Source organism: Bacillus cereus group sp. BfR-BA-01380, from assembly GCF_022663535.1.
Lineage (GTDB): Bacteria > Bacillota > Bacilli > Bacillales > Bacillaceae_G > Bacillus_A > Bacillus_A cereus_BB.
In genome coordinates this window covers 21,631-47,885 of record NZ_JAKUFS010000006.1, presented here as the reverse complement: position 1 = coordinate 47,885, position 26,255 = coordinate 21,631, and the positions used below count along the sequence as shown (strand labels likewise).

The following is a 26,255-nucleotide window of genomic DNA, read 5'->3' as shown; positions in this document are numbered from 1 at the left end:
ATTGTATGGAACAGTCGATGCGAAAGAAGAATAATAACCAAATTAACATTGTGCTAAATCACCGAAAGAAGATTTCTGTTTCTTCTCCAGAACAAAAGCAAAATCTTTCAAATGAAACTGTTACAAAACATGAAATGTTGCAGCGAATTGAAGAAGAAATGAGCAAACTTGTTGGAATGCAGGAAATCAAAAAAATTATAAAAGAAATTTATGCATGGATTTATGTAAATAAAAAACGGCAAGAAGTGGGTTTGAAATCGGAGAAACAAGTCCTTCATATGTTGTTTAAAGGTAATCCGGGAACGGGGAAAACAACTGTTGCTAGGTTGATTGGAAAATTATTATTTGAGATGAATGTGTTATCGAAAGGGCATTTAGTTGAAGCGGAACGAGCGGACTTAGTCGGTGAATATATTGGGCATACTGCACAAAAAACGCGTGACCTCATTCGAAAAGCAATGGGGGGGATTTTGTTTATTGATGAAGCTTATTCGCTTGCGCGTGGTGGTGAAAAAGATTTTGGGAAAGAGGCAATTGATACGCTCGTTAAACATATGGAGGATAAGCAACATGCTTTTGTGCTCGTTTTAGCAGGGTATTCACGTGAGATGAACCATTTTCTATCACTAAACCCTGGTTTGCAATCTCGTTTTCCTTTTATTATTGAGTTTTCGGATTACACCGTCAATCAATTATTAGAGATAGGGAAACGGATGTACGATGAACGGGAGTATCAATTATCAAAAGAAGCAGAGTGGAATCTTCGTGAACATTTAAATGCAGTAAAATATTCATCACAGATTACCTCTTTTAGCAATGGGCGTTACGTTCGTAATATTGTGGAAAAGTCCATTCGTACACAAGCGATGAGGCTACTTCAGGAAGAAACGTACGATAAATATGATTTAATAACAATTTCTAGTAGTGATTTGACATTTGAAGAAGAAGCGTACAATTCATAAATTGTTTATAATAAAACACGAAGCATAATGCTTCGTGTCTTATTTCGTATTCTTTGTTTTTGCGCGTTGTTCTAATTTGCTTTTTGGACTTTGATCTGCTACATCTGAAGCAAGTCCTTGTGGATTAACGCTGCTGCTTTGGCCGCGATTACGATTGTTATTTCCTTTTGCCATTTTATCTCACTCCTGTTCTTCTTTTGCTTTTTGTTGATATGCTTTGTGATAGCGCTCCATTTTTTTGCTTTTTTCATATGCGGAATTTATATCATGCCCAAATTGATCTACGGAACTTCTTTGCGCACCTTTATTTACGTGCTTTGTCATTTGTCTCACCTCTCTTTAAGAAATAGTATTTACGGATATGTGCAAAAAACATGCAATAAAATAATATTTCTATAAGTGAAATTTTTCCTTTGATTAGGGTGAGATGAAAAAGAAAAACCCTTTACAAAAAGTAAAGAGTTGATTTGTTATCTATCACTGAAATGTTCGATTTTCTCTACACTACGATGTGGCAAATGCCATTTGTAATAGATAGAAATCATGCGGAAACATACGATAAGAATGAATAGAATATACAATGCCAAGTCACTCGTAACAATTTTAGTGCCAATTAGAAATCCGGCTAAAATTGTCCAAAGTGCATAAATCTCTGCCTGTAGTACAAGTGGTTTTCGGCGTGCTAATAAATCACGGATAATACCGCCGCCGATTCCTGTTAAGACAGCCGCTACAATCGTTGCGCTAATTGGTAGATTTAGTTTTTGTGCATATAATGCACCTTGAATTGCAAATGCAGATAAACCGATTGCGTCGGTAATATTTTCCCAGCGTTTCCAATGTTTGATGAGTTTGTTCGGGAATAAAAATATAATAGTCATTGACAACATTGCAATTTCAAATAACATATCTTGTTTCCAAAGTGAAACAATTGGATAGCCGATTAATAAATTGCGCATTGCGCCTCCCCCAAATGCGGTTGCCATCCCTAAAATATAAACCCCGAAAATATCATATTCTTCTTCCATCGCGATGATTGCTCCGCTTAAAGCGAAGGCAATTGTACCAATGATGCTAAATAAATCCCATGCCATGAAATTCTCCCCCACTAACTAGATGAAATGTTTTTACTCTGCTATTATATTAGAAGGTTTAATTTTCGAAAAGGATGAGTGAAGATATTTGTTAGAAAAAAAAGAAAAAGTGATATTAGTTGGCTGCCAATTACCCGAAGATGATAACGAACGGTTTGAACATTCAATGGAAGAATTAGCTTCATTAGCAAAAACAGCACAAGCAGAAGTGTTAGTTATGACAGTGCAAAAACGTACTAAGTTTCATCCTGCAACATATGTTGGAAAAGGGAAGTTAGAAGAACTTTCTCAACTTGCAGAAGAACTAGAGCCAGATGTTATTATTTTTAATAATGAATTGACACCGAGTCAAATTCGAAATTTATCAGCACAGTTAGATGCGAGGGTTATTGATCGTACACAGCTTATATTAGATATTTTTGCTCAGCGTGCGAAGTCCAGAGAAGGTAAATTGCAAGTGGAACTAGCTCAGCTACAATATGCGTTACCGCGTCTTGTAGGACAAGGGCAAGCGTTATCTCGCCTTGGTGGTGGTATTGGAACAAGAGGTCCAGGGGAAACGAAGTTAGAAACGGATCGTCGTCATATTCGCTCTCGTATCGATGAAATTAAAAGGCAGCTCTCTGGTGTGGTAGAGCACCGTAAGAGATATCGTGAGCGGCGTAAAGAAAATCAGGTCTTTCAAGTTTCTTTAGTTGGATACACAAATGCTGGAAAATCTACGCTGTTTAACAGATTAACTGCGGCTGATACATTTGAGGAAGATTTACTGTTTGCAACTCTTGATCCGACGACACGAAAAATGCAGTTACCATGTGGATATACAGTGTTATTAACAGATACAGTTGGATTTATTCAAGATTTACCGACATCGTTAGTTGCAGCATTTCGTTCCACGTTAGAAGAAGTAAATGAAGCGGATGTTATTTTGCATGTTATCGATTCAGCTGATCCGAATTATATTGGGCATGAAGAGACGGTGAAAACATTATTGCAAGATCTTAAATTTGATCACATCCCAATGATTACTGTGTACAATAAAAAAGATAAGTTACATCCAAACTTCATTCCGTTCCCGAAGAATGACTTTATTATGACAAGTGCTTTTCATGCGGTAGATTTAGAAAAATTAAAAGAAGTTGTAGAAATAGAAATGATGAAGCGGATGGATTCGTATGAATTAATGATTCCAGTGCGTGAAGGTAGATTGTTGACGCTTTTAAAAACAGAAACAGTATTAACAACAATGACGTTTCAAGAAGAGAAGCAAGCATACGAATGTACAGGGTATATTTTTGCTCATTCTCCGCTAAACGGACAAATCTATAAATATTCAACGAGAAAAGGAGAAGAGAAAGAAGATGTTTAATCGATTGAAGAATGGGGAAAAGATTGCCCCGATTGTAAAAGAAGTAGAAATGCAAATTGCGGATATACATAAACATATCGATGGAGTAATTGAAAGTAATCAATTTCGAGTGTTAGAAAGTTTTCGTAATCATAAAATTAGTGACGCGCATTTTATTCCAACAACAGGATACGGCTATGATGATATTGGACGTGATACGTTAGAAAAAGTGTATGCTGATGTATTCGGGGCAGAAGCAGGTCTCGTACGTCCGCAAATTATTTCTGGAACTCACGCAATCTCTACAGCGCTGTTTGGGATTTTACGCCCTGGTGATGAATTGTTATATATAACTGGGAAGCCATATGATACGTTAGAAGAAATTGTTGGTGTTCGCGGAAAAGGTGTTGGCTCATTTAGGGAGTATAATATCGGTTACCAGGCAGTTTCTTTAACTGAAGAGGGACGTGTTGATTTTGCTGCAGTGCAAGCTGCAATCCATGAAAATACAAAAATGATCGGAATTCAACGTTCAAAGGGCTATGCAACTCGTCCATCATTTACAATTGCTGAAATTAAAGAAATGATTGCATTTGTAAAAGAAATGAAACCGGATGTTGTTGTGTTTGTGGATAACTGCTACGGAGAATTTGTAGAAGAGTTAGAACCGTGTCATGTCGGTGCAGATTTAATGGCAGGTTCACTTATTAAAAATCCGGGTGGTGGCATCGTAAAAACGGGCGGCTACATTGTTGGGAAAGAGCAATATGTAGAAGCGTGTGCATATCGTTTAACGTCTCCGGGGATTGGAGCGGAAGCTGGTGCATCTTTATATAGTTTACAAGAGATGTATCAAGGTTTTTTCTTAGCGCCGCATGTTGCTGGTCAAGCGCTAAAAGGTGCGGTTTTTACAGCGGCCTTTTTAGAAAAGCTTGGTATGAATACATCACCAACTTGGGATGCGCCGCGAACAGATTTAATACAATCTGTTCAATTTGATGATAAAGAACGTATGATTGCATTTTGCCAAGCGATTCAATATGCATCACCGATTAATTCGCATTTTACACCGTATCCAAATTACATGCCGGGGTATGAAGATGATGTGATTATGGCTGCGGGTACATTTATTCAAGGTGCAAGTATTGAATTATCAGCAGATGGTCCAATTCGTCCGCCTTATGTTGCTTATGTACAGGGGGGCTTAACATATTCGCATGTGAAGATTGCGATTTGTTCTGCTATTGATGTACTTATTGAAAAAAATCTATTAGTAATTTCTTAAATGAAAGCTGCCAATTTTGGCAGCTTTTTTGTATATAAGTAATGAAATGAGACATTTTAATAAGAGTGAAAAAATTTTTTGAAAAAATCATGTAAGAAAAGCTAACATCCGTTGACATGATACATAACATGGTATAAAATGAGAATCAAGTTAAGGCGAAGGAGGAACTGAAGTGACACAAAATGATCGACGTTCTGCTCCGCTGTTTCCAATAAGTATAGTTATGGATTTAACACAATTATCTGCGCGTCAAATTCGTTACTATGAAGAACATAAATTGATTTTCCCAACTCGTACAAAAGGAAATCGTAGATTATTTTCATTTAACGATGTAGATAAATTGTTAGAGATTAAAGATTTGTTAGATCAAGGTTTAAACATGGCTGGTATTAAGCAAGTGCTACTCATGAAGGAAAATCAATCAGAGGTGAAACAAGCAGGAGAAGAAGTGAAGGAAATTTCGAAATCTGAGCTTCGTAAAATTCTTCGAGATGAACTGCAACATACAGGCAGATTTAATCGAACATCTTTACGACAAGGTGATATGTCAAGGTTTTTTCATTAATGATTGATAATTTTGAGAATGTTTAGAGGGACTAAGGAGGAATTGAAAATGACAAAGTACACAAAAGAAGATATTTTCCACTTGGCGAAAGAAGAGAATGTAAAGTATATCCGTTTGCAATTTACGGATCTTTTAGGAAGTATTAAAAACGTAGAAATTCCAGTTAGTCAGTTAACGAAAGCTTTAGATAACAAAATGATGTTTGACGGATCTTCTATTGAAGGATTTGTTCGTATTGAAGAATCTGACATGTACTTATATCCAGATCTAGATACATGGGTAATCTTCCCGTGGACTGCTGAAAAAGGAAAAGTAGCGAGATTAATTTGTGATATTTATAATGCAGATGGTACACCGTTTGAAGGTGATCCGCGTAACAACTTAAAACGTATGTTGAAAGAAATGGAAGCACTAGGCTTCACTGATTTCAATCTTGGACCAGAGCCGGAGTTTTTCTTATTTAAAGTTGATGAAAAAGGAAATCCAACATTAGAATTAAATGATAATGGCGGATACTTTGACCTTGCTCCGATGGATTTAGGAGAAAACTGCCGTCGTGATATCGTTCTTGAACTTGAAGAAATGGGCTTTGAAATTGAAGCATCACACCATGAAGTTGCGCCGGGGCAACATGAAATTGACTTCAAATATGCAAGTGCAATTAAAGCATGTGACGATATTCAAACGTTTAAACTTGTTGTAAAAACAATTGCTCGTAAACACGGTTTACACGCAACATTTATGCCAAAACCACTATTTGGTGTAAACGGTTCTGGTATGCACTGTAACTTATCGCTATTCAAAAATGCTGAGAACGTATTCTACGATCAAAATGGTGATTTGCAATTAAGTCATGATGCTCGCCACTTCATTGCAGGTATTTTAAAACATGCACCAAGCTTTACAGCTGTAACAAATCCAACTGTAAACTCTTATAAACGTTTAGTACCTGGATATGAAGCGCCTTGTTACGTAGCGTGGTCTGCGCAAAACCGTAGCCCATTAATCCGTATCCCTGCATCTCGCGGTGTAAGTACGCGTGTAGAAGTGCGTAGCGTAGATCCAGCAGCAAACCCATATTTAGCAATGGCAGTATTACTAGCGGCTGGTCTTGATGGAATTAAAAATAAACTAGCGGTACCACCTGCAGTAGATCGTAACATTTATGTAATGACTCCAGAAGAACGTGAACAAGCAGGTATTATTGATTTACCAGCTACGTTAGCACAAGCATTAAATGAATTAAAATCAAACGAAATCATTTGCGGTGCGTTAGGAGAACACTTACTTGAGCACTTTATCGAAGCGAAAGAAATTGAGTGGGATATGTTCCGTACACAAGTTCACCAATGGGAACGCGATCAATATATGACTCTTTACTAAGAGTTTTAACCCCTTGATGCATTAAGTATTAAGGGGTTTTAGTATTTATCCCGCTATTTGTGGGCAGTAATACTTCCACCTCGAAATTCAGCGAAAGCGTTGTCCAGTTCCAGTGGCTAGAATGTTCGGTGGCTTCGCTTCTTCCTGCGAGGTAAAAAGCACCTCTACGTCAGAAGCTCCATCCCCCTCACATTCTGGACGAGCCACTTCCACATTTCTTTGTTGTCCAGCTCTAGTGGCTAGAATCTCCGGTCGTTTTCGCCCCCTCGGACGAGGCGAAAAGCGCCTCTCCGCCCTGTGCGTGGGCGTCCTGCGATTCTGAGTGAGCCGCTTCCGATTTTCTTAAGAAGTTAGGTGGGAGATAAACTGCCCGTAAAAGCCCGATTGGTGAGGGCTGATTAAAGTTTCACTTTATATAGATGGTTATTTGGAGCTTTCGTAGAAGAATGATTCGTGTGAAAAGAAGTTTTATTAATTCCGGAACAACAAAATTCAATCCTAATGGAATAGAAAAAGAATCTGTATAAAAGGGGAAAGTATAGAATATTTATGTTGACTTGTTCTGTATAAAGAACTAAAATTTATTTTAAATAGAACACTTGTGTTTTATTAAATCATGGTTTTACGCATGGATAAATTATACATCAAAATGTTTTATGAGTGAGGTCGGTCTAAAAAATCCGGTTCATTTATAAAAAATGTAGGGGGAAACTATGGAAAAGGAAATAAATCTTAAAAATTTATTTGCTGTGATAAGAAGACGACTATCAGTAATTGTCGTAGTTACACTAGCGATTACGTTAGTAGGAGCGATTTATAGTATCTTCTTAAAAACTCCATTATACGCATCTTCTGCGAGAATACTTATTCAAGCAAACAGTGAAAGTATAAATACGCTTAAAGTAATGATAAATGAACCAGTTGTGATGGAGAAAGTCGCTGCGGAATTGAATAATAATAGACCAGCAGGTGCGTTAAGCGGACAAATAAGCGCTGAAATTGTGCAAGGTTCGCAGATTGTGAAAATCAATGTGGTTGATCCGAATCCCGTAATGGCTGCTAAAATTGCAAATGTTACAGCGGCTGTTTATAAGAAAGAGGCTGCAAGAATATTAAATTTTAATAGTATTAATATTTTATCAGAAGCAACAGCACAGAAACACGCTGTGCCAATAAACATAAAGCATATCAATTCGATAATGACTGCTTTCATTGCTGGTTTAGTGTTAAGTGTTGGTTTCGCTTTTTTACTAGATTCTTTGGATGATACGATTAAATCAGAGCGAGCTATTGAAAAATTATTAGATATCCCTACTTTAGGAAGTATTTCTAAAATGGATGAGAGAAGTATGGTAGATAAATACAGTGAACAGAAATCTACATCATTAAGGAGGATAGGCAAGTGGTTTTCAAAAACAGAAGAAAAAGAGACAAAGGAAAGAATGAAAGCCTAGTTACTAATACTGTGCCAAATTCCAAAATTGCTGAAGAATATCGTACGATTCGTGCCAATCTCCAATTTTCATCTGCCAATAGTAAAGACAAGACTATAGTTATTACCTCTCCGAGATTTGGAGAAGGAAAATCAACTGTTGCAGCGAATCTTGCTGTTTCTATAGCTCAACAGGGTGAAAAAGTATTACTAATTGATGCTGATTTACGGAAACCGGCAATTCACGAAATATTCCAGCTTGAAAATACAATTGGGTTAACAAATGTTTTAAGTGGCCAAAAAGTAATAGAGGGAGCTGTAGAGAAAACAGGAATTGGAAGATTACATGTATTGGCAAGCGGTCCAGTTCCGTCTAATCCCGCTGAGTTACTTAGTTCGGCAGTAATGGAGACCTTAATTCAAAAGGTATTGGAGCAGTATGACATCATATTAATCGACTCTCCGCCAATCTTAGAGGTAGCAGATACAAGCATTTTAGCTGATCGATGTGATGGAACATTATTAGTAATAAACTGTAATCATACTATGAATGAGGATGCGGTCGAAGCTAAAAGAACATTAAGTTTTACAAAAGGAAAATTAATAGGAGCTATATTAAACAATAAGGTATAAGGATTTTTTTGATATATAGCTTTATAAGTCCAAATTAATAAAACGACATAAAATCAATCTTTTTAGGTGGGGGAGAGCATCTGGCCATACATTGAAGAGGCCAGGGCCTTTTTCTTCCACATGCGCGGTGAAAATCGAAGAGAGAAAACGTGTGCAAGTCACTTTTTTCTGCATAGCAGCAACTTGTATATTGAAGAATCAAAAGGAACTTATATAAGTTGAATTAAATATTTTGTCACAAGTCCCCTCATCATTCAAATTCCCTAAAATACATTGTCTTATATAGGGAATTTGAATGATGATTGGCTACTCAATTGGGAAGTGTAAAAATTAAGTTCAACTTATATGTAGGAGTATCTTGCAAATGAAAAGGTTATTTATATAACGGGATAAAAAGATTTTAAACGAACTCGTTCTTTAGAAAGCATATAAATGGTTCTTTTGGAAGATTCAATATGGTGATATCTCCTTACCAATATCAATGGAGATACTCGGCTATACTGTGGGTTGAAATAAACCTTAGATGCTAGTCGTCAAGAGTATGGTGTGAGGGTGGGTTAGATGCCCGAATTTTATTAAAGCTTTTAACTATGGGCTTTTGAAAAGATCTCATAGTTAAAAGTTTTAATTTTTTCAAAGTAATGATTAAAAAGGTGGGATTTTATGACGTACCGGCAAAGGTTGTCGTTATTGCTTTTAATGGATTCATTTATAGTATTGAGTGCGATTTATTTTAGTTATTTTTTTGTAAATGGTAGTTTTCGAGTTATTACGTTAACATCTGTAGTTAGCTCTGTAACTTTACTACTTAGCCATCATCTTTTTGCTTTTATTTATAAGTTGTACAAAAAGGCGTGGGAATATGCAAGTATAGGGGAATTATTAATTATTTTTAAAGCTATTACACTTTCTATCGTTACTACAGCTTTTGTACAAAAAATAGTGATACACGAAGTTTACTTTCGTTTACTTGCAGTAACTTGGATGATACATATTTTGTTAATTGGAGGATCTCGTTTTATTTGGCGAATGTTTCGGGATGCGTATTTTAAAAATGATGATACGAAAAAGAGAACCTTAATTATTGGGGCTGGTTCTGCGGGAACAATGGTGACAAGACAATTGCTGCAGAATAATGATACTGAATTATTACCTGTTGCATTTATTGATGATAATGTGAAGAAGCATTATCTTGATATTCTGGGAATTCCAGTAATCGGAGGAGTAAATCAAATTGAGCGTGTTGTTCAAGAACTTAATATTGAGAGTATTGTAATTGCCATCCCTTCGCTTAGTAAAAAGGGATTGAACGCCATTTTTAAAGAGTGTTCAAAAACAAAAGCAAAGACGCAAATTCTTCCTATGCTAGAAGACTTAGTAACAGGGAAAGTTTCTGTTAATGAATTCCGCGATGTTCAAGTAGAAGACTTGCTAGGACGTAGTCCGGTTGAACTGAATATGAATAGTATTTCAGAATACATAACTGACAAAGTCATTTTAGTGACTGGTGCTGGTGGTTCAATCGGTTCAGAGATTTGTAGACAAATCGCAAAATTTAATCCAAGGCAGTTAATTTTATTAGGCCATGGTGAAAATAGCATTTACTCCATTGAAATGGAGTTGAGAGAGTTATACGGTAATACGGAGGTTATATTTATTCCGGTAATTGCGGATATACAAGACAGTCAGAAAATGATGTCAGTGATGAATAAATATCGTCCGCACGTTGTCTATCATGCAGCTGCGCATAAACACGTCCCATTAATGGAATATAATCCGGAGGAAGCCGTGAAAAATAACTTGATGGGAACGATGAATGTTGCAAACGCAGCAAGTTGGCATGATGTTGAGACGTTTGTTATGATTTCTTCTGATAAAGCAGTAAATCCAACAAATGTTATGGGAGCAACGAAAAGATTGGCTGAAATGATTGTTCAATATAAAAATAAAATAAGTGATACAAAGTTCGTTGCGGTTCGTTTTGGAAATGTATTAGGAAGTAGAGGTAGTGTAATTCCGTTATTCAAGAAACAAATTCAAAAAGGCGGACCAGTTACAGTTACTCATCCTGAAATGATTCGTTACTTTATGACGATTCCGGAAGCATCAAGACTAGTTATGCAGGCTGGGGCTTTAGCTAAGGGCGGAGAAATTTTTGTATTAGATATGGGAGAACCAGTAAAAATTGTCGACCTGGCCAAAAATTTAATTAAACTATCAGGAAATTCTGTTGAAGAAATTGGCATAGAATTTACCGGAATAAGACCGGGAGAAAAGCTTTATGAAGAGCTATTAAAAGATGATGAAATGATTGAACAACAAATTTATCCGAGAATTTATGTAGGAAAAGAAACAAATATTTATATAGAAGAAATCGAAAAGATTATTTCTACACACTCTGATTTGGATAAAGAAGAATTACGAAACACATTATTAGATTTGGCTAATAAACATAACGCTTCAAAAATGTTAACACCAACATTGGGTTAACTGTTTGTGGAAGCTGTACTTGAATCAAAAATATAGTTGAATAGGTGTGTGATTGAATTGCCTAAGAAAGTGTTGTTTTGTGCAACAGTAGATTACCATTTTAAAGCATTTCATTTACCATATATGAAATGGTTTGCAGAACAGGGATGGGAGGTACATGTTGCTGCAAGTGGTAATATGCACCTTCCATATGTACATAAAAAATATGATATTCCTATTCAGAGATCACCTTTTAAACAGCAAAACTTCCAGGCATATAAGAAGCTTACATCAATTATCGATAAAAATAAGTACAGCATTATTCATTGTCATACACCTATGGGAGGAGTGCTTGCCCGCTTAGCTGCAAGAAAAGCGAGAAAACAAGGAACAAAGGTGATTTACACAGCTCATGGATTCCACTTTTGTAAGGGTGCCCCCCTTATAAATTGGCTTGCATATTATCCAATTGAAAGAGGATTAGCTTCTTATACAGATTGTCTCATAACAATCAATACCGAAGATTACAATCTTGCAGCGAAACATCGATTTAAAGCAAATTGTATTGAACACGTTCATGGAATAGGTGTAGATACGGAACAATTCAAATTGGTAAAAGAAGAAGATAAACGAGATTTAAAGATGAAATTTGGATACAAACCAGATGATTTCCTGATGTTCTATGCTGCTGAATTTAACAAAAATAAAAATCAGCAATTTTTGCTTCGTTCGTTAGCCCTACTAAAGGATGAAGCTCCTAACGCAAAGCTTTTACTCGCAGGAAAAGGTCCATTAATGGAAGATTGTAAGAGATTGGCTATTGAGCTTGGAATTGCCGATATGGTTCATTTTCTTGGATATCGAACGGATATTGCTTCATTAGTACCAATGTGTGATATTGCCGTTGCATCTAGCCTTCGAGAAGGTTTGCCAGTTAATATTATGGAAGCTATGGCTTGTGGTCTTCCAGTTGTAGCTACTGATAATAGAGGACACAGGGAGCTTATAAAGGATGCAATAAATGGTTATCTTGTATCGCCAAAAGAGGAAGAACTTTTTGCCACGCGAATACAGGAGTGTATTCATTCAAGGCTACTCCGTGAAAAAATTGGGATTGAAAATGTAAATAGAGTAAAAAAATACTCAATTGCCCAAGTAGGTGCAGAATTGAATAATATTTATACACAATATATGTTGAGGGATGTAGATGAAACCAAAAATCAGTGTGATAGTGCCTATATATAATGTTGAACAATACTTAAGTAGATGCTTGGATAGTTTGTTATCACAAAATTTTAGTGATATCGAAATTATAGCTGTAAATGATGGTTCAACAGATGGAAGTGCAAAAATACTTAATGATTATGCAAAAAAAGATAGTCGTATTGTGGTGATAGAAAAGGAAAATGGTGGTGTTTCTTCAGCTAGGAATGAGGGGATACGTGCGGCAAACGGGGAATATATTGGTTTTGTTGACCCAGATGATTGGGTCGATAAAGATATGTATGAGTCAATGTATAATAATGCAGTTGATGAAAAAGCCGATATTGTTATGTGTACATATATTCGAGAGTTTGACAGTCATTCAAAGATAAAAGAATTCAACCTTCCTGAAAAAGTTTGTTATCACAATGAAGAAGTCCAATTAAAGGTTATGAGACGCTTGATTGGTCCTTTAAATGAAGAAATAGCAAATCCAGAACTTCTCGATGCATGGGGGACGGTATGGTCAAAGTTATATCGCTCAGATATTCTTAAAGAAAATAATATTGAATTTGTAGACCTTAGTATTATAGGGACTAATGAGGATTCTCTTTTTAATATTTATGCTTTTTATTATGCAAAAACTTTTGTTTTTATCAATAAACCTTATTATCATTATTGGAGGGTAAATACTACATCAGTTACATCCTCTTATAAGCCTAGTTTAATGAATCAGTGGTTTCATCTTTACAGTGTAATTGAAAATTTCTTAGATGATAAAAACATGGAAAAAGATTTTTATATAGCCTTAAATAATCGCATATGCCTTGGCACATTAGGGCTTGGTTTAAACACAATAAGCAAAGAAAATAAGGCATCTGCTTTGATGAAAATCAGCAAGTTACATTCAATTTTAAAGGATAAACGTATCAAACAATCCTTTAGGCAATTTGAAATGAAATATTTTTCAGTTGCTTGGAGGGCATTTTATTTTTGTGCGAAGTTCCGATTCACACTAGGATTTTATTTCATTTTAGTAGTAATTGATAAACTCAGAAAAATAGTTAGATAGGAGGGGGAATATTGGAACCTAATCGTATATTGCAAGTAGTGACGATTATGAATCGTGGCGGACTTGAAACGATGTTAATGAATTATTACCGAAAGCTTGATCGCAATAAGATCCAGTTTGACTTCATGGTACATAGAGAAGAAAAAGGGCATTATGATGATGAAATATTGAGTCTTGGCGGAAGAATTTATCGAATGCCGCAAATAAGACCTGGTAATTATCGTTCATATTTCAAACTACTTGATAAATTCTTTACTGCTCATCCTGAATATAAAGTAGTACATTCTCATATTAACGAAAATAGCAGTTTTGTACTTGGAGCAGCCAAACGCGCGGGTGTTCCTTGCCGGATTGCGCATAGTCATTTAAGCGATTTGGGTATCGATATAAAGCTACCTTTTCGTTTGTATGCGAGATTTTCAATGAAGGATAATCCAAGCAAGTATTTTGCATGTTCAAAAAATGCAGGACAATGGTTATTTGGACGGAAAACATGTGAATCTAAGGGAGTAACTGTTCTTAACAATGCAGTTAATGTAGAAGAATTTAAATATGATGAAGAAATTAGGAAGCAAATAAGGAAAGAAATAGGTGCAGAAGATAAATTAGTATTAGGACATATTGGAAGATTTAACAAGCAAAAAAATCATGATTTTCTAATTGATGTGTTTAAAGCTGTACACGATAAGAATCCTAACTCTCTGCTTGTTATGGTAGGGGATGGTCAATTACGACCATTGATAGAAAAGAAGGTAGCTGCCTTAGGTTTATCATCTCATGTGAGGTTCTTAGGAGTTAGAGGAGATATATCATACCTTATGCAAGGGTTCGATTTATTTTTGTTCCCTTCACTTTTTGAAGGATTACCTGTTGTGTTGGTTGAAGCGCAGGCTGCCGGTTTACAATGTGTTGTATCCGATACTATAACAGATGAAACGGATGTGTCAGGTCGAATAGAATTTGTGGGCTTAAAGGAAACGCCAGAAGTATGGGCAGAAAAAATTCTTACTTCATCATATGACCATGAAGATACGTCTGATTTATTACGTAAAAACGGATATGACACTGCTACGATGGCGAAATGGCTAACGGATTATTATTTAGATCATAGTTACATGTAAAACAAACTTAGATTTCTGGAGGTTTTGTGATGGGTCCTACTTTAACTGTCTTTACACCTGCGTTTAATCGTGCGTATACACTACATCTATGCTACGACAGTTTGAAAAGACAAACTTCTAAAGACTTTATTTGGTTAATTATTGATGATGGATCTACAGATAACACAAAGGAACTTGTGGAAAAGTGGATTTCAGAGGGTTTCGTTCCAATTCGTTATTATTATCAGGAAAATCAAGGAATGCACGGGGCCCACAATGCTGCTTATGAATTAATTGATACAGAACTAAATGTTTGTATAGATTCTGATGATTATATGGCTGATGACGCTGTGGAGAAAATCCTTTCATTTTGGAAACAAAATGGAAGTGATCGTTATGCTGGTATAGTTGGATTGGATGCAAATCAGAATGGAAACATTATCGGAACTAAAATGCCGTCTGATTTAAGGGAATCTAAACTTTCAGATTTATATGTAAAACATAAAGTGAAAGGGGATAAAAAACTTGTATATCGATCCGAACTTACACGTAACTCCCCGCCCTATCCAATATTTCCGGGGGAAAAGTATTGTCCACTTAGTTATAAGTATCTTCTTATTGATCAAGAATGTCCCTTACTTATTATGAATGAAGTGCTGTGCTTTGTAGAATATTTAGATGATGGGTCAAGTATGAACATTATTAAGCAGTATAAGAAAAATCCACGTGGTTTTTCTTTTTTTAGGAAAATAGCCATGCAATATGCACCTTCATTTAAAGACAGATTTCGAGAAGCCATGCATTATGTGTCCAGTAATTTAATGATAAAAAACTATAAATTTTTAAAAGAGTCTCCATGTAAATGGACTACTTTCGTGGCAACGCCTTTTGGTTTTTTACTTTATTGTTATATCCTGAACACACATAGAACTACTGTTTTGAAAAAAAAATAAAACGAGTAGAGGTACAGGTAAAGAAGAATAGGAATGGAGTTATATACATTTAAGACATGGAAGTGATTGGTGAATGACTGTATTATGGGTGAATCTTGCTTTAGTTTATTGTTTTTCTTTTTTTGCAAGGTATTTTTCTAAACCGATTATTATGAGGGGATCTTTTATCCGACCAAATAAATTTTTAGCATTTTGTGCTATGACCACATTAATATTAGTATCTGGCCTTCGTAATAATATTGGAGATACTTTTGCCTATATGCATTCATATGCCACTCTCAATTTTAGCTGGGAAATGATTAAGTCGGAAAAGGACATTGGATTTAATATTTATCAAATGTTTTTACAAAATTTTTCACATGATCCGCAACTGCTGATTTTTGTAACAGCATTGATTACAAACCTATTAATAGTGCTTGTTTTATATAAATATTCAAGAATGTTTGAGTTAAGTTTATTTGTGTATATAACAGGTGGCATGTTTTTAACTTCAATGAATGGAATAAGGCAATTTTTAGCAGCTGCAATTGTATTTGCTGCAACAAAATATATATTTGAAGGTAATTGGAAAAAGTATATTTTAATTATCCTGCTTGCATCAACTGTGCACCAGACTGCGCTGATCCTCATTCCTATTTATTTTATAGTTAGGAAAGAAGCTTGGTCAAAGCAAACGTATATTCTTCTCGTTTGTGCTGTACTTATCGTTATAGGATTTAATCAATTTATGGATGCTTTATTTACGGTTATAGAAAATAGTCAATATAGTGAGTACAAAAACTTTTCTGAGGGCGGTGCAAATATACTTAGGGTTGTTGTTTATGCCGTACCGATTATTCTCGCTTACTTAGGGAAAGATAGATTAAGGGAGTTGTTTCCCAAAAGTGATCCTGTTGTAAATATGTCTATATTAGGGCTCGTCTTTATGATTATCTCAACACAAAACTGGATATTTGCTAGATTTTCTATTTATTTTGGATTGTATCAACTAATATTAATTTCTTGGGTTGTAAAATTATTTGTTGAAAAAGATCGAAAGCTTATTTATTATGGGATTTTAATATTCTATATTATGTATTACTACTATGAATGTGTAGTAAGCCTTGCAGGCGTTGGATATGGAAGTAACTTTATAAAACTTTAGAGTTATATGTGAATAAGTATAACGAATAGAGCATAAAAGGATGACTTCCTACTTTAAAGAGGAGGCTTTAAAGTGAAAAAACTCGAAAAAATACCCAGGACTATACATTATTGCTGGTTTGGAGGAAAAGACAAACCTGACATTGTCAAAAGATGCATAGAGAGTTGGAAAAAGAATCTACCAGAATATGAAATAATAGAGTGGAATGAAGATAATTTTGATATAAACTGTAATTTATATGTAAAAGAGGCATACAAAGCTGGCAAATTTGCATTTGTAAGTGATTATGTTAGGGTACATGCTTTATATGATTATGGCGGTATTTATTTGGATACTGATGTGGAGGTATTTAAATCTTTTAATGATCTATTACATCATGATTCATTTTGGGGATTTGAACAAGAAAATTACATAGCTACAAGCACAATAGGAGCGGCTAAAGGAAATAAGCTTATAAAAACATTTCTAGATTCATATGAAAAGAAGGGCTTCATTAAAGAGAATGGAAGCTATGATGATTTGACGAATGTGGCTATTGTGACAGAGATATTAAAAAATATAGGTTTAAAAACAAACGGAGAGTATCAGGAAATAGAGGGAATAGGAACTTTCTATCCACAAACATATTTCTCACCATATGACTATATTAATTGCAGAAAATTTATAACGGAAAATACACATGCTATGCATCATTTTTATAAGAGTTGGTTACCACCTAAAGCGCGTATGAAGGGTAAAATAAAATTAATTTTAGCAAAAATTATAGGTGGAGATAATATTGCTAAGTTAAGAAAACATGCGGCGCGAAAAGAAGGATTTAAGGAGAAAATGCATGATTAATATATTAAAAAAAATATTCCAAGCGCTAGTTACAGAAAGTCGTAACAGAGGGTTATACTTTGCAGTGTTGATGAATATTTCACACTTAATCGGTGTATTAAGAGGCGTTTTCTATAAGCTACTATACTTCCGTAATATAAATTGCTCAATCTTTGCACTCCAAACCAAAAGTAGGATAGAGGTTTTTAATAAGCGTTCAAAAATCAATATTGGAAAATTTGTGTTTGTCAGAAGAAATACGAGTATTCGAATTGATTTTAATGGGGTACTAGATATTGGTGAGAAAGTGTTCATTAATGATAACTGTAACATTAATTGTATAAATAAAATATCAATTGGAAGAAATACAAAGATAGCACCTAATGTAAGTATTAACGATCATGACCATAATTATAAGAACATGGAAGATGGTCACTTAATAAAGGGTGAAGTAAAGATAGGAGAGAACGTTTGGATTGGTTCTAATGTAGTTATATTGAGGGATACGTTTATAGGTGATAATACTGTGATAGCTGCTGGAAGTGTTGTAAAAGGGCATATTCCTTCAAATACACTGTTTGTAAATAAGCGAGAAAACGTATGTATCAATCGCACGAGTTAAAGCGGTTCATGTGAAAGTGTCGTCTATATACTTTCATAATGTATAATGATTTCACTCATATCAAGAACAAAATATGAACGTGGGGAATTACATGAAGAAAAATATTTTAATTTCTATGTATGATATGGAAATTGGCGGTGCGGAAAGAAGCTTAATTAATATGCTAGAAACCTTTGACTACAACAGATATAACGTAGATTTACTAATATTAAATCACACAGGAGATTTCATGCATTTAATCCCTGATAAAGTTAATGTGTTACCGCAAATAGGTAAATACACTGTATTTAGAAAATCCATTAGGCAATGCATACGAGAAGGTTACTTTTTAGCACCAATTATAAGAATAGCAAGCAAGTATATCGCAGGTAGAAAATCAAAACAAAGGCAATTAAAAGAAGGATCAGGATATATTCAGATGCAGCTTGTTTCAAAATATGTATCATATTTCTTGCCTAGACAGAAAAAAAAGTATGACTTTGCAATTAGTTATGCATGGCCACACGATATTTTAGCTGATAATGTAAATGCTGATAAAAAAATAGCTTGGATCCATACAGATTACAGTACGTTAGAAATTGATAATGAAATAGATCTTACGATGTGGAATAAGTTTGATTATATTGCATCTATATCAGATGAATGTACAAAAGCGTTTTTGAATGTATATCCATCATTGAAAGAGAAAATCTTGCTTATAGAAAATATTACTTCACCAGAGTTTATTCGAAAAATGGCTGCTAATGTTGTAGATTTTAATAAGGAAGATGATTTTACTTTTCATATCGTATCGGTTGGAAGATTGTCGTACGCCAAAGGGTTTGATCGTGCTATAAAAGCACTTAGAACGTTACACGACAAAGGATTTAATAATATAAAGTGGTATGTGATTGGATATGGCGCAGATGAATCTATTCTTAGAGAACGAATAGCAAAGAACAATTTAGAAAATAGTTTTATATTATTAGGCAAACAAACCAATCCATATCCATATATGAAAGCATGCGATTTATACGTGCAGCCATCTAGATATGAGGGAAAAGCAGTTACAGTTACAGAGGCTAAAATACTTGAAAGACCTATATTGATTACGAATTATCCTACTGCAGCTAGTCAGTTGGAAGATGGGGTTGAAGGTATAATATGCGATTCAAGTATAGAGGGGTTAGTTAAAGGAATTGAAACTCTATATAAAGATGATCAGCTTAGAAATACATTGATTCATCATCTAAAAAGTAGGGATTATAGTAATGGTTATGAGTTAAATAAGTTATATAAAATTATTGAAACCTAAAACAAATTATATAAATACAAATTAAAAATCGACATAAAAATCCTTTTTCTTTTTAGGCGGGCGAGAGCATCTGGCCATACATAGAAGCGGTCATGTTGTATTCTACATAGCAGCGACTTATAAAAAAGAAAAGCAGAGCTAGACAAAGATGTCGAAAATTTAAACTGGATATAAATTTAGGAGATAATAAGGTTCTTCACCGTAACATGGGGTTGATTTTTCGAAAATGAAACATCTTTCATACACGGAACGGAAAGTGGCGACTCCCGCGGAAAGCGTCCACTCGGAGTGGAGTGTACATCTATCTATATGTTACCTCTGTCTTTTGGTGATGAACTGATAATAATAAAAATGTATTGATTATTATAATGCAGGGTTTCCTGGTAGAGGCGGGATTTAGGCATGAGCATAAAAGTAAGTGTAATAATACCGGTTTATAATGCAGGAAAATATATTACACAGTGTGTAGAATCACTTTTAAATCAAACACTAGAGCAATGTGAATTTATATTTATTAATGATGGTTCGACGGACAATAGTAGAGAAGTTATTGAGCGTTATAAAGAATTAGATAGTAGGATAATACTTATAAATCAAGAAAATCAGGGCGTAAGCATTGCAAGGAACAAAGGGCTGTGTTTAGCGACTGGGGAATATGTTGGATTTGTTGATGCTGATGATTACATAGAGAGAGAAATGTATGAAATATTATATAACTCTGCAAAGCAAGATGATTGTGATGTAGTTATATCAAATATTAACGGTGAAATGGAAGGACATAAGGTAGCAATAAAGTACCCATTTCCAGTAGATACTGTTCTTAAAAAAGAATATATAGATCAAGAACTATTGCCTTATTTTCTTAAGACAGATCATTTAAATACTGCAGTGAATAAAATTTATAAAAAAAATATAATAAATGAAAATGATGTGAAATTTCCGGAGAAAGTTGCATTAGGAGAAGATGGAATGTTTAACATCGAATTTTTTAATCATGCAACTAGTATGAAATATATAAATTATACTGGATACCATTATAGAGAGGTAACTGGCAGTGCTACTAGAAACATAGTAGAAAAAGATTATTTTAAGAGAGCTATGGAAGTATATATCATGGAATTGCCACAAATATATACTGATAAGGTTGACAAAGTAAAAGCGCACCAGCTAAAATCCATAAAATTTATAAATAGTGTAATGTCTTATATATATATTTACTTTACCCCATCTAAAGATGTAAGTTTTAGTACGAGGTATAGATATGTAAAAAATATGATTCGAAATAAATATGTTAGAGAAGCGTTACCTGTCTATTGCAGTGAAAATTATAGTAAGTTAGGAAGATATGAGAAAGTTGTAATAAACATGATAAGGAAAAAGTCGGCAATGGGACTATATTGTGCTGTTGCTTACAGTAGATTTCGAAGTAAATAGTATGGGGAGAGTTTAATATGAAAATTATGATGTTTGCCCATGGAGGCAGTTTAAACAGAGGGTGCGAAGCAATCGTTCGTTCTTCTACGAGTATTATAAAAGAAAAAACAGATGACACAAAAGTGTACTTAGTATCAAGTAAACCAGAAACGGACAAGATTATTCCAAAGTTGGATGAAATATATGATGGTTCTAGTAGTGATATAAAGAAGTTTTCATATGATTGGTGGATGGCTTTACTTAAGGTAAAGTTTTTTAATGATGAATCTTATGCATTAGCTAAAATGGAAAATAACATCATTAAACGTATAAAAGATGTAGATGTATGCTTATCTATAGGCGGAGATAACTATTGTTACGGAGAGCAGCCTGCATTGTATGAGATAGATAGAAGAGTAAAGGCACAAGGGAAAAAATTGGTTTTATGGGGATGTTCGATCGGTGAAGAGGACATGTCTGAGAAAAAATTAGAAGACTTAAAGTTGTTTGATGCCATACTAGCTCGTGAAAGCCTTACTTATAATATGCTAAAAAGTAAGGGGCTTAATAATGTTAAATTATGTGCTGATCCAGCATTTACTATGGCAAAAGAGGAGCTTGAACTTCCTAAAGGATGGCAAGAAGGAAATACAGTTGGTTTAAACTTTAGCCCACTTGTATGGGAGAGAAATAAAGATTCCCAAGCTGCAGTAAGAGAATTAATAAATCATATATTAAATACTACAGATTTAACAATTGCTCTCACACCTCATGTTATAATCGATGGAAATAACGATTATGAAGTTTTATATAAATATTATGAGGAATTCAAAAATACTGGGAGAGTAATCATACTGCCAAATGACTTAAATGCAATACAATACAAGGGATATATCGCTAGAATGAGATTCTTCATAGGAGCTAGAACACATGCGACTATAGCAGCTTATTCGAATTATGTTCCGACTATGGTGTTAGGGTATAGCATAAAGTCAAAAGGAATATCGAAAGATATATTTGGAGAAGAAAAATTAGTTTTAGGGTTAGAAGAAATATCAAGCAGTGAAAAGCTAAAGGCTAAATTTGATGAGATGGTAAGCGAAGAAACAGAATTGAGACAGACATTACAGAAATCTATCCCTAATATAAAGAAGATGTCATATAAAGCGGTAGAATATTTAGCTGAACTAGTTAAGTGAGGTGTATCAATGAAAAAGAATTTGTTATTTGTTATACCTAGTTTAACGGCTGCTGGTGGGGAAAAGAGTTTAGTAAATTTATTATCTCAAATAGATTACAATTTATATAATGTAGATTTGTTTTTGTTAAAACATGATGGAATGTTTATGGAATTTGTACCAAAAGAGGTGCAAATTCTATCACTTCCAGATAATTACCATTTATTTGCTTTACCATTATTTAAATCTATTAAGCAGCTTATATTAAAGCGTAAAATGGCTCTAGCATATAATCGAGTAATGTTTGCTATAAGAAATAGAAATGCTAGAAATATATCAATAAGGGAACAATATAACTGGAAATATGTCTCCAAATCTTTGGATAAATTACCAAAAAAGTATGATGTAGCTATAGGATTTTTAGAAAAAACATCTACATATTTTTGTGTAGACAAAGTAAATGCTTTTAAAAAAATAGGATGGGTTCATATTGATTATGACAAATTAGGTATGGATCCAAATTTTGATATTGATTACTTTAAAGAGTTAGACCATATCGTTACTGTTTCGGAAGAATGCGCAAATAAACTAAAAAATAGATTTCCGAGCCAAAAGAATAAAGTAAAGGTTATATATAATATCGTTTCACCGACAATGATAAATAAAATGGCCAATCAAAATAATATCGATGTGTATGATAGAAAAGGGAATGAAATTGTTCTACTTTCTATCGGAAGATTACATTATCAGAAGAATTTTGAATTGGCTATAGAATCTTGTAAAAAATTAATAGATAGAGGATATAACGTAAAATGGAATATTATTGGTGAAGGAGAAGAGAGAGAGAAATTAACGAATTTAATTAAAGAAAATAAGTTAGAAGGAACGTTTCATTTATTAGGCTTAAGGTCCAATCCATATCCATATATAAAGCAAGCTGATATATATATACAAACATCTAGATTTGAAGGAAAGTCTATTGCTATAGATGAAGCAAAAATAGTAAACAAACCTATAATTGTAACGGATTTCAGTACTGCAAAAGATCAGATAAATGATGGCATAGATGGCTTAATTGTAGATATGAATGCAGATGCTGTTGCAAATGGGGTTGAAAAGCTTGTAAAAGATATAAGTTTAAGAGAACGATTAGAATATAATTTATCCCAATTGAAATTAGGGACAGAAGGAGAAATAAATAAGCTGTATGAGACTTTTTAGTGGGTGGGATTCATGAAAAAAAATTTATTATTTGTAATGAATAATCTAACCTGTGGTGGAGCTGAGAAATCGCTAATATCCTTATTGGAAACGATAGATTATTCTTTGTACAATGTAGATTTGTTTTTATTTAAGCATGAAGGGATATTTATAAATAAGCTACCAAAGGAAGTTCATTTACTACCCGAGCCTATGAACTATAAATATTTTGATATGCCTATAAAGAAATCATTAATAGAGTTAATTAAAAAAAGAGATTTTAAAACAGCTTTTTATAGGATTGTATTAGGATATTTAGCTAAAACAGAAGATAATGGAGCTATCATTGAACAAAAGTTATGGAAATATATGTCAAACTCAATAAGTGAAATGAATAAAGAGTATGATGCAGCTATAGGGTTTCAAGAAAAAAACCCTATATATTTTTGTGTAGATAAGGTAAAAGCAAAAAGAAAAATTGGATGGATACACACAGATTATAATAAGTTAGGGATTGATTATAAAAAAGAGAAAGTTTATTTTGGTAAATTAAATTACATCGTTACTGTATCAGAAGAATTAGTTAATATTCTAAAAACGAACTTTCCTGAATATGAAAAAAAATTTGTATGTATATACAATATCGTTTCTTCAAAAATGATAAGGAAAATGTCATTAGAGAAGGTAGAGTTTAAAACAGAAGGTGACAAAAGCATATCGTTAATTTCTGTAGGCAGATTGGCTAAAGAAAAGGGATTAGATATTTCTTTAGAAGCAGTCGATAGGCTTGTTAAAAAAGGGTATGACATTAAGTGGTATATCATTGGAGAAGGTAATGTAAGAAACGAATTGCAAAGAAGTATAAAAGAAAGAAATTTAGAAGAAAGAATAATACTATTAGGTTTAAAAGAAAATCCATATCCATACATAAGGCAATCAGACATATATATACAAACTTCGAGATATGAAGGTAAATCAATTTCTATAGATGAAGCGAAAATATTGGCAAAACCAATAGTAATTACTAATTTTGAAACAGCGGGCAATCATATAAGAAATAACATCGATGGGTTGATTGCAGAAATGGATGCCATCTCAGTAGCTGATAATCTTGAGAAATTAATAAATGATGAAATATTGAGAAGGATGTTTATTAATAGTCTTACAGAAGAGGAACTGGGGACAGAAGATGAAATTGATAATCTGTATAAATTAATAAATAGTAAAATATAAAAATTATTGGGGGTAACAATGTTTAATCGAATAAAAAAGTCGTTAATGATAAGATTAGGAATGCTATCCCGTGAAGATCTAACAGTAGAAGCGTGTTTGCAACGAGGTATGAAGGTAGGGAAAAATTGTTCTGGGTTAGCTGGGAGCACAATCGATTATGCACATTGCTGGTTAATAGAAATTGGTGATAATGTGACGTTTGCGCCCCAAGTGTATCTTCTGGCACATGACGCTAGTACGAAACGATATTTAGATTATACAAAAATAGCAAAAATAAAAATAGAAGACAATGTATTTATAGGAGCAAGGGCCTTAATTATGCCTGGGGTGACAATAGGGAAGAATGCTATTGTAGCTGCAGGAAGTATCGTAACTAAATCAGTACCTGAAGGGTCTATAGTTGGCGGTAACCCAGCTAGAATAATCGGGAAAACTGAGGATTATATTAACAAGCACAGATTAAATATGGAAACTGCTCATGTTTATGATAAAGATTGGACAATTGGCGGGAATATAACGCTAGACATGTGTAATAAGATGGTTGAAGAGTTGGAGAATACTATAGGATATGTTAAGTAAACTAAACTATTTCTATATCGAAAGGGCTTTATAGAGATGATATTTCAAATTTTGAGTTACACGATAATTATTATTCTTTTCATAACGATAGCTATAGACTTAGTACCTTTAGTAAAAGATTGGGTACTAAGAATTCATATGGGAAGATACGATGATAAATCGTTATGGAATAAAGCTATTACGAATAAAGGATCTAAATTTTTATTGAATGTACCAAAAATAAAGGTAACAGATAATACAAGATTAGTTGTAATAGATATGCTGAAAAAAAATTATACAAAAAGTACTATACAACATTGGCAAGAAGCGTCTTTAGTTTTAGGGCTGTCTGAGTACTTAAAATATAATGATGATCAGGAAGTAAAAAAAGCAGTTGTAAAATTTTTGGATGCGAAATTTGATAGTAATGGTCAATGGATAGAAAAACCAAAGTATGTAGATGGGGCTATACTAGCATATTCTATTATGAAGATAGATTTTATAGAGACAGATAAGTATAGGAAAGCATTGGACTATACTTGGGAAATGATAAAAGAGCATATAGGTGAAGATGGATCAGTAGAGTATAGAAAGTATATGAAAAGTTATAGATATGTAGATACTATAGGCTTTATATGTCCATTTTTAGTGGCTTACGGTACTAAATATAATAAAGACGAGTGTGTAGATTTAGCAGTAAAACAAATTAAAGAGTATGAGCAGTATGGAATGTTAGATGAACATTATATTCCAAGTCATGTGTACAAGTTAGAAAATAAAGTTCCCCTTGGATTATATGGATGGGGAAGAGGGCTTGGGTGGTTTGCTATAGGCCTTATAGATGCATGGAGTGAATTACCACAAGATAATCAATATAAACTTGTTTTAGAAGAATGTGTAAAGAGATTTGCAAAAGCTGCTATGAACTTTCAACAAGATAATGGAAGCTGGAACTGGACTGTAACTAGGAGTGAATGTAGACCGGATTCTTCTGCAACAGCTACATTAGGCTGGTTTCTGTTAAACGCCTCAAAAATAGATGAGATTTCTACAGAATGTTTAAATAGTACCGATAAAGCTATCAGTTATTTGATGAAGGTTACGAGGAGAAATGGAGCAGTTGACTTTTCGCAAGGAGATACAAAAGACATAGGAGTATATTCTATGTTGTTCAATATATTGCCGTTTACGCAAGGATTTTGTATGAGATTAATCAATTTATATATAAGTAAGAGGTAAACTTTTACTTATATTTGTATAAGGAATATCCATTAACAAAGGTAATAGCTAGTTTG

General features: G+C 33.9%; 25 protein-coding genes. 22 read left to right on the top strand and 3 right to left on the bottom strand.

The window, feature by feature from the left end; translation table 11 throughout:
* Window positions 1-5 precede the first annotated feature (5 nt).
* The gene (spoVK, locus tag MR076_RS07560; protein WP_242219310.1) at window positions 6-962 is read left to right on the top strand and encodes a stage V sporulation protein K; all 957 of its coding nucleotides are present in this window, start codon (window positions 6-8) and stop codon (window positions 960-962) included.
* 39 nt (window positions 963-1,001) lie between these two features.
* Here the strand turns inward: spoVK and MR076_RS26355 are convergent, their stop codons facing one another.
* The 3 genes from MR076_RS26355 to MR076_RS07550 form a co-directional block, all read right to left on the bottom strand.
* Window positions 1,002-1,136 carry a hypothetical protein gene (locus MR076_RS26355; RefSeq protein WP_017151369.1) on the bottom strand — a complete coding sequence of 45 codons (135 nt, stop codon included), beginning with the start codon at window positions 1,134-1,136 and terminating at the stop codon, window positions 1,002-1,004.
* Window positions 1,137-1,142: 6 nt separating this feature from the next.
* Window positions 1,143-1,286, bottom strand: a complete 144-nt coding sequence (locus MR076_RS07555) for a hypothetical protein (protein ID WP_242219308.1) — start codon at window positions 1,284-1,286, stop codon at window positions 1,143-1,145.
* 146 nt (window positions 1,287-1,432) lie between these two features.
* Complete coding sequence (locus tag MR076_RS07550) at window positions 1,433-2,056, bottom strand: trimeric intracellular cation channel family protein (protein ID WP_242219306.1); 624 nt, start codon at window positions 2,054-2,056, stop codon at window positions 1,433-1,435.
* 88 nt (window positions 2,057-2,144) lie between these two features.
* Between MR076_RS07550 and hflX the strand changes: the two genes are divergently transcribed.
* The 21 genes from hflX (at window position 2,145) to MR076_RS07445 (ending at window position 26,199) form a co-directional block, all read left to right on the top strand.
* Window positions 2,145-3,425 carry a GTPase HflX gene (gene hflX, locus MR076_RS07545; RefSeq protein ID WP_242219304.1) on the top strand — a complete coding sequence of 427 codons (1,281 nt, stop codon included), beginning with the start codon at window positions 2,145-2,147 and terminating at the stop codon, window positions 3,423-3,425.
* Window positions 3,418-4,689 carry a methionine gamma-lyase family protein gene (locus MR076_RS07540; RefSeq protein WP_242219302.1) on the top strand — a complete coding sequence of 424 codons (1,272 nt, stop codon included), beginning with the start codon at window positions 3,418-3,420 and terminating at the stop codon, window positions 4,687-4,689. Before hflX ends, MR076_RS07540 begins: the two co-directional genes overlap by 8 nt.
* 223 nt (window positions 4,690-4,912) lie before the next feature.
* The gene (locus MR076_RS07535) at window positions 4,913-5,254 is read left to right on the top strand and encodes a MerR family transcriptional regulator (RefSeq protein WP_242219589.1); all 342 of its coding nucleotides are present in this window, start codon (window positions 4,913-4,915) and stop codon (window positions 5,252-5,254) included.
* 48 nt (window positions 5,255-5,302) lie between these two features.
* Window positions 5,303-6,637 carry a type I glutamate--ammonia ligase gene (glnA, locus tag MR076_RS07530; RefSeq protein WP_242219300.1) on the top strand — a complete coding sequence of 445 codons (1,335 nt, stop codon included), beginning with the start codon at window positions 5,303-5,305 and terminating at the stop codon, window positions 6,635-6,637.
* A 713-nt stretch (window positions 6,638-7,350) separates the two neighbouring features.
* Window positions 7,351-8,091, top strand: a complete 741-nt coding sequence (locus MR076_RS07525) for a YveK family protein (protein WP_242219298.1) — start codon at window positions 7,351-7,353, stop codon at window positions 8,089-8,091.
* Complete coding sequence (locus MR076_RS07520; RefSeq protein WP_242219296.1) at window positions 8,040-8,702, top strand: CpsD/CapB family tyrosine-protein kinase; 663 nt, start codon at window positions 8,040-8,042, stop codon at window positions 8,700-8,702. The genes MR076_RS07525 and MR076_RS07520 overlap by 52 nt, the downstream gene beginning before the upstream one ends.
* Window positions 8,703-9,365: 663 nt before the next feature.
* Complete coding sequence (locus MR076_RS07515) at window positions 9,366-11,192, top strand: polysaccharide biosynthesis protein (RefSeq protein WP_242219294.1); 1,827 nt, start codon at window positions 9,366-9,368, stop codon at window positions 11,190-11,192.
* A gap of 57 nt (window positions 11,193-11,249) precedes the next feature.
* Window positions 11,250-12,416 (top strand): glycosyltransferase family 4 protein, encoded by a 1,167-nt coding sequence (locus MR076_RS07510; protein WP_242219292.1) that lies wholly within the window; start codon window positions 11,250-11,252, stop codon window positions 12,414-12,416.
* Window positions 12,379-13,446 (top strand): glycosyltransferase family 2 protein, encoded by a 1,068-nt coding sequence (locus MR076_RS07505; protein WP_242219290.1) that lies wholly within the window; start codon window positions 12,379-12,381, stop codon window positions 13,444-13,446. Before MR076_RS07510 ends, MR076_RS07505 begins: the two co-directional genes overlap by 38 nt.
* Before the next feature lie 11 nt (window positions 13,447-13,457).
* The gene (locus MR076_RS07500) at window positions 13,458-14,567 is read left to right on the top strand and encodes a glycosyltransferase family 1 protein (RefSeq protein WP_242219288.1); all 1,110 of its coding nucleotides are present in this window, start codon (window positions 13,458-13,460) and stop codon (window positions 14,565-14,567) included.
* Window positions 14,568-14,596: 29 nt separating this feature from the next.
* Window positions 14,597-15,499 carry a glycosyltransferase family 2 protein gene (locus tag MR076_RS07495; protein ID WP_242219286.1) on the top strand — a complete coding sequence of 301 codons (903 nt, stop codon included), beginning with the start codon at window positions 14,597-14,599 and terminating at the stop codon, window positions 15,497-15,499.
* Between the two features lie 73 nt (window positions 15,500-15,572).
* Window positions 15,573-16,643, top strand: coding sequence for an EpsG family protein (locus tag MR076_RS07490; RefSeq protein WP_242219284.1), 1,071 nt, complete (start codon window positions 15,573-15,575; stop codon window positions 16,641-16,643).
* A 72-nt stretch (window positions 16,644-16,715) separates the two neighbouring features.
* Complete coding sequence (locus tag MR076_RS07485; protein ID WP_242219282.1) at window positions 16,716-17,483, top strand: glycosyltransferase family 32 protein; 768 nt, start codon at window positions 16,716-16,718, stop codon at window positions 17,481-17,483.
* Window positions 17,476-18,084 carry an acyltransferase gene (locus MR076_RS07480; protein WP_242219280.1) on the top strand — a complete coding sequence of 203 codons (609 nt, stop codon included), beginning with the start codon at window positions 17,476-17,478 and terminating at the stop codon, window positions 18,082-18,084. The genes MR076_RS07485 and MR076_RS07480 overlap by 8 nt, the downstream gene beginning before the upstream one ends.
* A 91-nt stretch (window positions 18,085-18,175) precedes the next feature.
* Window positions 18,176-19,378: a glycosyltransferase gene (locus MR076_RS07475; protein ID WP_242219278.1), complete on the top strand. Its 1,203-nt coding sequence runs from the start codon at window positions 18,176-18,178 to the stop codon at window positions 19,376-19,378.
* A gap of 402 nt (window positions 19,379-19,780) precedes the next feature.
* A complete protein-coding gene (locus tag MR076_RS07470; RefSeq protein WP_242219276.1) occupies window positions 19,781-20,812 on the top strand; it encodes a glycosyltransferase in 1,032 nt (343 codons plus the stop codon).
* Between the two features lie 17 nt (window positions 20,813-20,829).
* On the top strand, window positions 20,830-21,990 hold the full coding sequence (locus tag MR076_RS07465; RefSeq protein ID WP_242219274.1) for a polysaccharide pyruvyl transferase family protein: 1,161 nt from the start codon (window positions 20,830-20,832) through the stop codon (window positions 21,988-21,990).
* 9 nt (window positions 21,991-21,999) lie between these two features.
* Window positions 22,000-23,190: a glycosyltransferase gene (locus MR076_RS07460; protein ID WP_242219272.1), complete on the top strand. Its 1,191-nt coding sequence runs from the start codon at window positions 22,000-22,002 to the stop codon at window positions 23,188-23,190.
* Between the two features lie 12 nt (window positions 23,191-23,202).
* A complete protein-coding gene (locus MR076_RS07455; protein ID WP_242219270.1) occupies window positions 23,203-24,402 on the top strand; it encodes a glycosyltransferase in 1,200 nt (399 codons plus the stop codon).
* 18 nt (window positions 24,403-24,420) lie between these two features.
* Entirely contained in the window at window positions 24,421-24,981 is a 561-nt protein-coding gene (locus MR076_RS07450; RefSeq protein ID WP_242219269.1) for an acyltransferase, read from the top strand.
* A 36-nt stretch (window positions 24,982-25,017) separates the two neighbouring features.
* A complete protein-coding gene (locus tag MR076_RS07445) occupies window positions 25,018-26,199 on the top strand; it encodes a glycoside hydrolase family 88 protein (RefSeq protein ID WP_242219266.1) in 1,182 nt (393 codons plus the stop codon).
* The last annotated feature ends 56 nt before the right edge of the window (window positions 26,200-26,255 follow it).

Coding starts and splice junctions, on each gene's coding strand:
- MR076_RS07475 (WP_242219278.1), top strand. CDS start 18,176: ATGAAGAAAAATATTTTAATTTCTATGTATGATATGGAAATTGGCGGT.
- MR076_RS07450 (WP_242219269.1), top strand. CDS start 24,421: ATGTTTAATCGAATAAAAAAGTCGTTAATGATAAGATTAGGAATGCTA.
- MR076_RS07540 (WP_242219302.1), top strand. CDS start 3,418: ATGTTTAATCGATTGAAGAATGGGGAAAAGATTGCCCCGATTGTAAAA.
- MR076_RS07465 (WP_242219274.1), top strand. CDS start 20,830: ATGAAAATTATGATGTTTGCCCATGGAGGCAGTTTAAACAGAGGGTGC.
- MR076_RS07515 (WP_242219294.1), top strand. CDS start 9,366: ATGACGTACCGGCAAAGGTTGTCGTTATTGCTTTTAATGGATTCATTT.
- MR076_RS07555 (WP_242219308.1), bottom strand. CDS start 1,286: ATGACAAAGCACGTAAATAAAGGTGCGCAAAGAAGTTCCGTAGATCAA.
- MR076_RS26355 (WP_017151369.1), bottom strand. CDS start 1,136: ATGGCAAAAGGAAATAACAATCGTAATCGCGGCCAAAGCAGCAGCGTT.
- MR076_RS07445 (WP_242219266.1), top strand. CDS start 25,018: ATGATATTTCAAATTTTGAGTTACACGATAATTATTATTCTTTTCATA.
- MR076_RS07505 (WP_242219290.1), top strand. CDS start 12,379: ATGAAACCAAAAATCAGTGTGATAGTGCCTATATATAATGTTGAACAA.
- MR076_RS07490 (WP_242219284.1), top strand. CDS start 15,573: ATGACTGTATTATGGGTGAATCTTGCTTTAGTTTATTGTTTTTCTTTT.
- MR076_RS07535 (WP_242219589.1), top strand. CDS start 4,913: ATGGATTTAACACAATTATCTGCGCGTCAAATTCGTTACTATGAAGAA.
- MR076_RS07495 (WP_242219286.1), top strand. CDS start 14,597: ATGGGTCCTACTTTAACTGTCTTTACACCTGCGTTTAATCGTGCGTAT.
- MR076_RS07460 (WP_242219272.1), top strand. CDS start 22,000: ATGAAAAAGAATTTGTTATTTGTTATACCTAGTTTAACGGCTGCTGGT.
- MR076_RS07480 (WP_242219280.1), top strand. CDS start 17,476: ATGATTAATATATTAAAAAAAATATTCCAAGCGCTAGTTACAGAAAGT.
- MR076_RS07525 (WP_242219298.1), top strand. CDS start 7,351: ATGGAAAAGGAAATAAATCTTAAAAATTTATTTGCTGTGATAAGAAGA.
- MR076_RS07470 (WP_242219276.1), top strand. CDS start 19,781: ATGAGCATAAAAGTAAGTGTAATAATACCGGTTTATAATGCAGGAAAA.
- MR076_RS07455 (WP_242219270.1), top strand. CDS start 23,203: ATGAAAAAAAATTTATTATTTGTAATGAATAATCTAACCTGTGGTGGA.
- MR076_RS07550 (WP_242219306.1), bottom strand. CDS start 2,056: ATGGCATGGGATTTATTTAGCATCATTGGTACAATTGCCTTCGCTTTA.
- spoVK (WP_242219310.1), top strand. CDS start 6: ATGGAACAGTCGATGCGAAAGAAGAATAATAACCAAATTAACATTGTG.
- glnA (WP_242219300.1), top strand. CDS start 5,303: ATGACAAAGTACACAAAAGAAGATATTTTCCACTTGGCGAAAGAAGAG.